Origin of the sequence: Arthrobacter sp. APC 3897, from assembly GCF_030407495.1 — a bacterium.
Classification (GTDB): domain Bacteria; phylum Actinomycetota; class Actinomycetes; order Actinomycetales; family Micrococcaceae; genus Arthrobacter_B.
On sequence record NZ_JASDDG010000057.1, the window covers coordinates 1 to 5,268 of the forward strand.

Consider the following 5,268-nt stretch of genomic DNA (forward strand, 5'->3'; position numbering starts at 1 on the left):
GGATAAAGACGCCGCGGAGTGCGCACCAATCCCGATGTCGGGCTGGATCCCTGCCGACGAGCTCCCTGACGACGGCGGCGACCCACCGCCCTTCTAGCCCAGGCCCTCAGGTTTGGATTGCGCTTTCCCACAGGATCAAACGAGCGTGACATGGCTCCGTTCCTTTCCCCGGGCAGTTTCTGCACTCGGCCGGCAGCGGGAGATGAGCCTGTTAGGGTGACGCCATGAATGGGGTAGCAGAGATTTATGAACGTTTTGCCGACGTCGAAGCCCGAAACGTTTCCCCGATCTACGAGGAATGGGCACGGGGAATCTCCCGGGATCCGGGGGTCTGTGACCTCATTGGCGCCCTGCCCCGGATCAAACGCCAACCCAACCTGGTCTTCGCCGCGGCACGTCTGCTGGGTGCCCTAGCAGGGATACGGCCGGCTGAGGGATTGGCTGATCAGCACCTGGGCCGACGTGGCCACAGTCATTCACTCACGCTCCACGCAAACAAATGAAGCGGGCCGGTGCGCCGTGCTGCTGCCGGTCCTGAGCCGGCTTGAGGGCCCGCTGAGTCTGATTGAAGCGGGCGCGTCGGCAGGGTTGTGCCTGTACCCGGACCGGTACAGCTACCACTACGACGTCGATGGTCACGTCACCGTGCTGGATCCGGCCACCGGTCCCAGCGCCGTGGTGGCCCGGTGCAGCATTGACGGCGCCGGACTGCCTCCCCGGGTGCCCGATGTCGTCTGGCGCGCCGGCGCGGACTCAATCCGCTCGACGTTCATGATCCGGAACAAATGGACTGGCTTGAGGCACTGGTGTGGCCGGAACACGACGAGCGGCGCCGTCGTCTCCGTGCTGCTGTGCGCCTGGCGGCGGAAGAGCCGGCGCAGCTCCTCCGGGGTGATCTCCTGGACACCGTCCCCGAACTCATCGCCCGGGCACCTGCCGGATCCAGGGTTGTGGTGTTTCACAGTGCGGTGCTCGTTTATCTGCACTGCGAGGACCGGAAGCGCTTTGTCGAGCTGATAGAGATGTACCCGGAGGTGATCTGGATCAGCAATGAGGGAGCCGGAGTGTTGCCGACGGTCACCGGACAGGTTCGCAGGCCCATCAACGGCCGCACGGTTCTGGCGGTCAACGGCCGTGCCCATGCCCTGGTGGGCCCGCACGGCCAGTCCTACGAAAGTCTCGACGTTGCCGTCGGCGGGGTATGAGCGGGGTGCCCGCATAGGACACAATGGTCCGGACCGTACCACCACGATGAGGGAGCCGTCGCATGACCAAGTACCTGATCTCGTTCCCCGGCAGCGCCATGGTTTTCCCGAAGGAGGACCTGCCGGCCGTCGCGGACGCAGCCCATGCGGTGATGCAGGAAGCGAAGGACGCCGGCGTGTGGGTCTTCGGAGGAGGCATCGACGAGAGCGTTCCGCCGGTGATGGTGGACGGCGCCGGCACGGTCATCGAGGGCACCTACCCGCAGACCCGGCAGATTGACGGCGGCTATGCAGTGCTGGAGCTGCCCTCCCGGGATGCCGCGATAAAGTGGGCGGCAAGGATCGCGCGGTCCTGCCGCTGCGCCCAGGAAGTCCGCGTATTCCAGGACGATCCCCTCAGCTGAGCAGCGCAACGCTCCGCTGGCCACAACGCGGATTGTGCAGCGGGTCGCCGGGATGCTGCCGCCGGGTGTGCTTCACAGGGCATCGGCGGCGATCATCCTCGATGCTCTTCGACTCCACGGCGGATATCTGCGTGAATACGAAACGCCTGTAGGCTGACCTGGTAGCGCCGGTGCAGCGCCGGTATTACCGGCGTTATTGCGCCGGCGGTAGGCGGCTCTTATGTTGGCTGACGCAAGTCCAATGATGAAAACCAAAGCAACCCAGGTGTAACCGACACGATCGCCAGGTTGAACGATGAGTACGCTGATGATCGTGGCCGGGGCGGCCTCCACAGCCGAGAAAAACCAGTCCTTGAGAATCGCTCGATCAGTCCTAACCCACCACCCCCAGTTCACCCAAAGATTGACCAGTAACAGGGCTATGGCAATAGTGATGGCCCACAGCTGCTGGTAGGGAGCGCCGAGGAGCCCTCCCAGAAGCCATGGCGCAAGCAGAAACGGCACGGCTAGCAAGGTCGCAACGTTGGCGAATATCGTTGCACGGGTCGGCCTGGTAGGAGGCTGAGCCTTATAGCGCAGGTGCTTGGTGACGAGGACCGGCTGCAGTTCCTGGCCCTTCGCATCGTGGCGGCCCGTAATGACGGTCACCGGCTCGACGCTGGAAAGATTGAGCCGGCGGAGTTTGCGCAGCATCTGGTATTCCTGCCGGGCCGCGTGCTCACTGGTTTCCTTGACCGCTATCAGCGAGCCGTCCATTCGTGCGAAGCGGACGACGTGGGGGGAGATACCCCGGGGCAGTGCCGCAAAGCTGTTTTTGGGCCAGTCTTCGAGCGGTAGATGCCATGGCAGGTCCAGCAGCCCGGGGTCCATCGAGGTTGCGGTAATGTTCAGGGACGCGGGGTCCATGTGCGGAGTTGAGGGATGAAGCCGGGGCAGTTTGCCCTGTTGATCCCAGTCCATTGGCTCCTCGCGCCATTTGCCGCCAGCGGGTTCGGTCATAAGAACATGCCTTTTATGGAACGTCCTGGTGAAACGGGGATGGGGGGGGTAAAGCAGATGCGGTGGCCCCCTTAAACCGAGTTTAAATCAATCGCTGGGGCCGCCGCATGTTCAGGAAAGGATCCGGCGTTGTCCGCGAGGCGCTTACCGTTGGCGGCGTCGACCAGCAGTGCAACCCCTACTTGCCGCTGAAGACCGGAAACTTGCTGTACCTGCCGTAGTCGCTGATGTGCTGGTGCTTCAGCGTCTCCATGTCCTGCTCGGAGATGACAAAGTCGACGTCGGCGTTGCTCCTCATATGCTCAGGGTTGGACGTCTTGGGCAGTGACACCGTCCCCAGCTGCAGTGTGTAGCGGATACAGAGCTGGGGGACGGTCACGGAGTACCGCTCAGCCATGGCGCTGACGTCCTTGTTTTTCAGCATCTCGCCGTGGGCAATAGGGGAGTAGGCCTCAACCAGGATGTCCTTTTCCGTGCAGAAGGCGAGGAGGTCCCAGGGAGTATTGCCCACATGCACCAGCACCTGATTGACCTGCGGGGCAACGGTGCAGACAGAGAGGATGTTCTCCAGGTCCTGCTGCTGGAAATTGGAAACACCGATGGACCGGAGCTTTCCCGCCTGCTGAGCCTCTTCGAGTGCCCGCCATGCTTCCCGGTTGCCTTCCGCATAATCCCCGCCGCGCCAGTCATTCCAGGGCTGGGGACTGTGGATGAGCATCAGATCCAGATAGTCCAGGCCCATCACGGCCAGAGACCCGTCGATGGCGGCAACCGCATCCGCGTAGTCCTTGATCTCCGCAGCGAGCTTGCTGGACACGAACAGATCTCCGCGGGGCATCCCGCCGGAACGGATTCCCTCGCCGACACCGCGTTCATTTCCGTAGGCCTGCGCGGTATCGATATTGCGGTAACCGATCGCCAGTGCCTCCTGCACCGCCCGGGCAGCACTGCTGTCCTCGATGAACCACGTGCCCAGCCCAAGTTTCGGGATCTGCAGGCCGTTGGCCAGGGTGTACGTCTCATTCAGCATCATGGGCTCTGCTCCTCCATCTTGGCGAAACACGCGTTGCCCCCAACGCCATGGTCCCGCGGCCCGGCGCGGTTCGGAACGGCGTGCCGCCGAAGGAAGCTCCGGGACAGCAGATCAGCCCCGGGGCCGGTCCCGGTCAGCCTCCCAGAATCATGGTGGCTGCGCGTTCGGCGATCATGATGGTGGGTGCATTGGTGTTGCCCGTGGGGACCAGCGGCATCACGGAGGCATCGGCAATCCGCAGTCCGGGCATGCCATGCACCTGCAGGGTTCGCGGATCCACCACTGCCAGGGCGTCCAGACCCATCTTGCAGGTGCCAACCTGGTGGTGGTAGGTGACCGCGGTGTCCCGGACATACCTTTCCAGATCCTCGGCGCTGTCAGTAATCTGCGGGCCGGGATAGATTTCCTCGGCGCCCCACTCGTCGGCCAGCGCGGATGTCCGGCCCAGTTCCCGGCACTGGCGGACAGACGCCGCGAGGGAATCGACGTCGGCCTGTTCGGTTAGCGCGCCCAGATCAATGCGGATAGGGTCCGACGGCGCGGGCCCGGACAGAGTAATCTCACCGCGGCTCAGCGGACGGACGATGCCGGCAACCAGGGAGAACCCGTTCTCAGGGCCGCTCATGGAGTCCAGGAAATACATGGGCAGGGAGAAGTGGATCGGCTGGGTGTCCGGCACGGCCAGGTCCGGACGGGATTTCCAGAACAGGTGCGTCTCCGCAGCACCCACTTCCGGCACAGGAACGGGCTTGGCCGTGGTGGTGTAAATGACGGGGGAGAGCAGATGGTCGTGCAGGTTCTTACCCACGCCGGGCAGGTCCAGAACGGGGTCGACGCCGGCCTCCCTCAGTTCTTCGGCCGGGCCGATGCCCGAACGCAGCAGCACCTCAGGTGAGCCGATCGCCCCGCCGGTCAAGAGGACTTCGCCGGCTCGCACCTTTCTGACTCCGCCGTCCTGCTCAAATTCGACGCCCGTCACTGCACCGTTCTCGATCAGGAGCCGCCGCACGGTGGCGCCGGTGAGCAGGGTCAGGTTCGGATTGTCCAGGACGGGACGCAGGTAGGCGTGCCAGGTGTTGAAGCGCTTGCCGTCCCGGATGTTCAGCTGCATCTTGGACGCGCCCTCCACGTCGCCCGAGTTGTAGTCTTCGTTGATCTTGATGCCCATTTCCTCGGCGCCGGCCAGGATGGACTCCTGTACCGGGTTCATGGGGAAATTCCCGACGACGTCAAGCGGGCCGTCGGCGCCGCGGGACTCGGAGGCGCCGCCGTCGTAATTTTCGATGGCACGGAACACGGGCAGAACGTCCTCCCAGCCCCAGCCCGGACAGCCGAGGTAGTTCCAGGTGTCATAGTCCTGCTTGGCGCCGCGCACCCAGATGGTGGCATTGAGCGCGTGGGAGCCGCCCAACACCTTGCCGCGGGGCAGATGAATGCGGCGGTTGGAGGCACCGGGCTGCTCAACCGTGTAGTAGTCCCAGTCCTCGGGTCCGTGCCAGAGTCCGCCGGCGGCATGGACGTTAGCGATCATCGGATTGGTGTCATCTCCTCCGGCTTCCAGGACAGTGACGGTGTGTCCGGCGTCCAGCAGCCGGCGGGCAAGAACGCAGCCGGCGGAGCCGGCGCC

The 5,268-nt window shown here is 64.1% G+C and carries 6 protein-coding genes and 2 pseudogenes; 4 read left to right on the forward strand and 4 right to left on the reverse strand.

Annotated elements, in window-relative coordinates:
• Positions 1 to 224: 224 nt before the first annotated feature.
• Together QMA10_RS17570 and QMA10_RS17575 are read left to right on the forward strand one after the other, a co-directional pair.
• A complete protein-coding gene (locus QMA10_RS17570; protein ID WP_290170519.1) occupies positions 225 to 503 on the forward strand; it encodes a DUF2332 family protein in 279 nt (92 codons plus the stop codon).
• Positions 463 to 651 (forward strand): annotated as a pseudogene (locus tag QMA10_RS17575) (DUF2332 family protein); the annotation flags it as partial. The gene QMA10_RS17570 and the pseudogene QMA10_RS17575, both read left to right, overlap by 41 nt.
• On the opposite strand, the gene QMA10_RS17580 reads toward QMA10_RS17575, so the two are convergent.
• Positions 636 to 773, reverse strand: a complete 138-nt coding sequence (locus QMA10_RS17580) for a hypothetical protein (protein ID WP_290170529.1) — start codon at positions 771 to 773, stop codon at positions 636 to 638. The pseudogene QMA10_RS17575 and the gene QMA10_RS17580 sit on opposite strands and share 16 nt — an antisense overlap.
• Here QMA10_RS17580 and QMA10_RS17585 point away from each other — a divergent pair.
• On the forward strand, positions 735 to 1,205 hold the full coding sequence (locus tag QMA10_RS17585; RefSeq protein ID WP_290170527.1) for a DUF2332 family protein: 471 nt from the start codon (positions 735 to 737) through the stop codon (positions 1,203 to 1,205). The genes QMA10_RS17580 and QMA10_RS17585 overlap by 39 nt on opposite strands.
• A 62-nt stretch (positions 1,206 to 1,267) precedes the next feature.
• Positions 1,268 to 1,609 carry a YciI family protein gene (locus QMA10_RS17590; protein WP_290170521.1) on the forward strand — a complete coding sequence of 114 codons (342 nt, stop codon included), beginning with the start codon at positions 1,268 to 1,270 and terminating at the stop codon, positions 1,607 to 1,609.
• A 573-nt stretch (positions 1,610 to 2,182) separates the two neighbouring features.
• On the opposite strand, the pseudogene QMA10_RS17595 reads toward QMA10_RS17590, so the two are convergent.
• From QMA10_RS17595 to QMA10_RS17605, 3 genes and pseudogenes are all read right to left on the reverse strand, one after another.
• A pseudogene (locus QMA10_RS17595) lies at positions 2,183 to 2,608 on the reverse strand (DUF4032 domain-containing protein); the annotation flags it as partial.
• 178 nt (positions 2,609 to 2,786) lie between these two features.
• Complete coding sequence (locus QMA10_RS17600) at positions 2,787 to 3,641, reverse strand: aldo/keto reductase (RefSeq protein WP_290170523.1); 855 nt, start codon at positions 3,639 to 3,641, stop codon at positions 2,787 to 2,789.
• 133 nt (positions 3,642 to 3,774) lie between these two features.
• Positions 3,775 to 5,268: GMC family oxidoreductase N-terminal domain-containing protein (locus tag QMA10_RS17605; RefSeq protein WP_290170525.1), on the reverse strand; the 1,494-nt coding region annotated here is incomplete at its 5' end.